Source organism: Nocardiopsis sp. TNDT3 (assembly GCF_003427465.1).
GTDB lineage: Bacteria > Actinomycetota > Actinomycetes > Streptosporangiales > Streptosporangiaceae > Nocardiopsis > Nocardiopsis dassonvillei.
Window position 1 is genome coordinate 1 of sequence record NZ_QPFC01000206.1, and the last position, 3,481, is coordinate 3,481.

Below are 3,481 nucleotides of genomic sequence, written 5' to 3' on the forward strand. Positions count from 1 at the left end.
CGGAGCATCTCGTGTACGGCGGAGGGCAGCAGCCGCCCGCCGGGGCGGGCTCCTCGGCCGGAACACCGATCCGGGGCATGCCCAGGAGCACCTGCGGCTTGCCCTCCTGGACCGGCTGGCCGTTGCGGGCCGCCCAGGCGTCGCCCGCGCGGGTGCGCCGCAGGGCGCGCACGCCGGAGTCGGCCACCAGGTGGTGCGGGGCGGCGTAGGTGACCTCCACGGTCACCGTGTCGCCGGGGCGCGGGTCGTCGCCGTCACCGACCGCGAAGTGCACGAGGCGGTTGTCCGGGGCGCGGCCGGACAGGCGGCGGTGCTCGCCGTCCTTCCTGCCCTCGCCCTCGGCGACCAGCAGCTCGACCTCGCGGCCGACCAGCTTCTGGTTCTCCTCCCAGGAGATCTGGTCCTGGAGGGCGACCAGGCGCTGGTAGCGGTCCTTGACCACCTCCGGCGGGACCTGGTCCTCCATGGTCGCGGCCGGGGTCCCGGGGCGCTTGGAGTACTGGAAGGTGAACGCCATGGAGAACCGCGCCTCGCGGACCACGTGCAGCGTCTCCTGGAAGTCCTCCTCGGTCTCGCCGGGGAAGCCCACGATGATGTCGGTGGTGATCGCGGCGTGCGGCATGGCGGCGCGCACCTTCTCCACGATGCCCAGGAAGCGCTCCTGGCGGTAGGAGCGGCGCATGGCCTTGAGGACCCGGCTCGACCCCGACTGGAGCGGCATGTGCAGCTGCGGCATGACGTTGGGGGTCTCGGCCATGGCCTCGATGACGTCGTCGGTGAAGTCGCGCGGGTGCGGGGAGGTGAAGCGCACCCGCTCCAGTCCCTCGATCTCACCGCAGGCGCGCAGCAGCTTGGAGAAGGCCTGCCGGTCGCCGAAGCCGCTGCCGTAGGCGTTGACGTTCTGGCCGAGCAGGGTGATCTCGCTGACGCCCTCGTCGACCAGGGCGCGCACCTCGGCGAGCACGTCGCCGGGGCGGCGGTCCTGCTCCTTGCCGCGCAGCGCGGGCACGATGCAGAAGGTGCAGGTGTTGTTGCAGCCCACGGAGACCGACACCCACGCCGCGTACGCGGACTCGCGGCGGCTGGGCAGTGTGGAGGGGAAGTGCTCCAGGGACTCGGCGATCTCCACCTGCGCCTCCCGCTGGACGCGGGAGCGCTCCAGCAGAGCGGGCAGGGAGCCGATGTTGTGGGTGCCGAACACGACGTCGACCCAGGGCGCCCGGCGCACGATCTCGCCGCGGTCCTTCTGCGCCAGGCAGCCCCCGACGGCGATCTGCATCCCCGGGTTGGCGTCCTTGACCGGGCGCAGGTGCCCGAGGTTGCCGTACAGGCGGTTGTCGGCGTTCTCCCGGACCGCACAGGTGTTGAAGACGACGATGTCTGCGGTGGTGTCCTCGGCTGCGCGCGCGTACCCAGCGTCCTCCAGCAGACCGGAGAGGCGCTCGGAGTCGTGGACGTTCATCTGGCAGCCGTAGGTCCGCACTTGGTAGGTACGACTCTGGCTCACGGGACCAGGCTATCCGGTGCCGTGGACCGCGCGGAGACCGCGGGAGGGGCCCGACGCCCCCACCTGGAGCTTCCCCGGGGCCCCGCGACGGACGGGGAGGCGGAGCGCGTCCGGAAGTGGCCGATGTGAGACGCTGGAGAACGGAACCACAACAGGGAGCGACAAACGGTCACTTAACCGTCCAAACCCATAACAGTTTCGCCGATCACGCCGTAACAAGTCTGCTACTCCGCAGACGGACGGCGATTTCGTGATGACACGGCAACATGGACCCATTAGGTTCCGAACATGACCTCAACTCCTCTCGTCGTGCTGGAGAACGTCAACAAGCACTTCGGCGACCTGCACGTGCTCCGCGACATCGATCTGACGGTTAACTCCGGCGAGGTGGTAGTCGTCATCGGGCCGTCCGGTTCCGGCAAGTCGACGCTGTGCCGCACGATCAACCGCCTGGAGACGATCGACGCCGGCACCATCACGCTGGACGGACAGCCGCTGCCCGCGGAGGGCCGCGGCCTGGCCCGGCTCCGCAGCGACGTGGGCATGGTCTTCCAGTCGTTCAACCTGTTCGCCCACAAGACCGTGCTCCAGAACGTGACACTGGGCCCCACCAAGGTCCTGCGCATGAACAAGGCCGAGGCCGACGCCCGGGGCATGGAACTGCTGGAGCGCGTCCGGATCGGCAACCAGGCCAACAAGTACCCGGCGCAGCTCTCCGGGGGTCAGCAGCAGCGCGTGGCGATCGCCCGCGCCCTGGCGATGAACCCCAAGGTGATCCTCTTCGACGAGCCGACCTCGGCACTGGACCCGGAGATGGTCCAGGAGGTCCTCGACGTCATGACCGACCTCGCCTCCGAGGGCATGACGATGGTCGTGGTCACCCACGAGATGGGCTTCGCGCGCCGCGCGGCCAACCGGGTCGTCTTCATGGCCGACGGACAGATCGTGGAGGAGAACACCCCCGACGAGTTCTTCACCAACCCCCGGTCCGAGCGCGCCCAGGACTTCCTGTCCAAGATCCTGACCCACTAGGTTTCCCCGCGTTCTTCGCACGAAGCAAGGAAGAGGTACCCCACATGCGAGTCCGTCGCATCAGCACCATCCTGGGCGGCACCGCGGCCCTGGCCTTCGCCCTCAGCGCCTGTGGCACCGCCGACGTCGGCGGCGGCAGCGGCGGCGAGGGCGGCGGCGGCGAGGGTGGCGGCGACACCATCACCATCGGCGTCAAGTACGACCAGCCCGGCCTGGGCCTGCTGGACGGCGACGCCCCCGTCGGCTTCGACGTGGACGTGGCCACCTACATCGCCGGCGAGCTCGGCTACGAGCCCGAGCAGATCGAGTGGACCGAGGCCGCCTCCGCCAACCGCGAGTCCTTCCTCCAGCAGGGCACCGTCGACATGGTGATCGCCACCTACTCGATCACCGACGAGCGCCGCCAGGTCGTCGACTTCGCCGGGCCGTACTACGTCGCCCAGCAGGACATCCTGGTCCAGGCCGACAACGAGGACATCCAGGGCCCCGAGGACCTGGCGGGCAAGGTCCTGTGCTCGGCCTCCGGCTCCCGCTCGGCCAACAACATCGTCGACGACATGGGCATCGACGCCGAGCTGCGCGAGGCGGGCAACTACTCCGAGTGCCTGTCCCTGCTGGGCAACGGCACCGTCGACGCGGTGACCACCGACAACACCATCCTCGCGGGCTTCGCCGCGCAGGACCCGGGCACCTACCGCGTGGTCAACAACCCCTTCGGCGAGGAGCGCTACGGCGTGGGCCTGCCCGCCGGCTCCACGGAGCGGTGCGAGGAGGTCAACGCCGCCATCCAGAAGATGTGGGACGAGGGCTACGCGGTCGAGGCCCTGGAGACCGCCTTCGGTGAGACCGACTTCGCCTACGAGGAGACCGCTCCCGAGGTCGACGCCTGCCAGTAGGCACCCCTTCCCCGACCGTGCGCCCCGCGGCGGGGCCGACCCCGGC

At 69.9% G+C, this 3,481-nt stretch carries 3 protein-coding genes; 2 read left to right on the forward strand and 1 reads right to left on the reverse strand.

Features of this window, described 5'->3' with window-relative positions; translation table 11 throughout:
• Window positions 1-1,462, reverse strand: a 1,462-nt coding sequence (miaB, locus tag DQW06_RS05585; RefSeq protein WP_232832961.1) for a tRNA (N6-isopentenyl adenosine(37)-C2)-methylthiotransferase MiaB, incomplete at its 3' end; no start/stop codon positions are given.
• Between the two features lie 333 nt (window positions 1,463-1,795).
• Between miaB and DQW06_RS05590 the strand changes: the two genes are divergently transcribed.
• Both DQW06_RS05590 and DQW06_RS05595 read left to right on the forward strand, forming a co-directional pair.
• Window positions 1,796-2,539: an amino acid ABC transporter ATP-binding protein gene (locus DQW06_RS05590; protein ID WP_013151724.1), complete on the forward strand. Its 744-nt coding sequence runs from the start codon at window positions 1,796-1,798 to the stop codon at window positions 2,537-2,539.
• A 44-nt stretch (window positions 2,540-2,583) separates the two neighbouring features.
• Window positions 2,584-3,435, forward strand: a complete 852-nt coding sequence (locus DQW06_RS05595; protein WP_013151723.1) for a glutamate ABC transporter substrate-binding protein — start codon at window positions 2,584-2,586, stop codon at window positions 3,433-3,435.
• Window positions 3,436-3,481: the final 46 nt, after the last annotated feature.